Annotated in this window: 1 pseudogene; it reads right to left on the reverse strand. The window is 66.9% G+C overall.

Annotated features, from left to right (window positions below):
• Positions 1 to 233: pseudogene (locus tag AC5LSR_RS08675) on the reverse strand (hypothetical protein); the annotation flags it as partial.
• Positions 234 to 771: the final 538 nt, after the last annotated feature.

The raw sequence follows: 771 nt of genomic DNA on the forward strand, positions 1-771 counted from the left end.
GCCCGTTCCTCGCAGGACATCGCGGTGTTCTGGACCCTGCCCCAGATGATGCTCCGGCATTCGTCGGCGCCCACCACAAGGGATGTACGGGTATGCGGGTCAAACACCTCGACGTGGCCGTCGAAACCTGGCGCGAGAATCCTGAAATGGCTCCACAGGTGTGCCGTGTAGGTGTCCGCGAACTTACCGAGAAGTTCTCCGTCGGCGTCCAGGACGAGTATTCTCTTACCCATTTCAACACCCTTCGCCGGTGATCCGAACAGTGCCGGGCGGCTGGCCTGGGAGCAGCTTACGACAAGCCTGCGGGATTCGCATATATCGAGTTTTCCGCTATTCCCGGGGCCGGATTCCGGTGGTACCGGAAAGCCATTCCGCCGGCACCGGCCCGGCCAGCCACCGCCGGACTGATTCGAGGCGCCTGTACCGGCCCGGAACGTACAACGGCCGGCGAACACCACGGCGGCCGGAGTCGGCACGCGGTATTCCGTCCCGGACGCAACAAGCTGGTGCGGTATCCCCGCCGGCCCGGGAGGACAGCCACCGGTAGTCCGGCCCGGCCCGAACAGGGCCCCCTGATCATATGCCGGCCGGCCGGCGACATATACCCGCGCGGAGTGTTACCTGCCCGTCCCGCTGGGACCGGCACGGCGGCGGAACCGCTCACGACCGGCCGGCGGGGCCTGTCTGATCGCCGACCCTATCAGGACATCGCCCGTTTACCGGCGAACCGGCACTCCGGGACAAAACCCCCTCACCGGTGGACGCCCCGGC

The organism is Protofrankia sp. CiP1_Cm_nod4 (assembly GCF_982290645.1).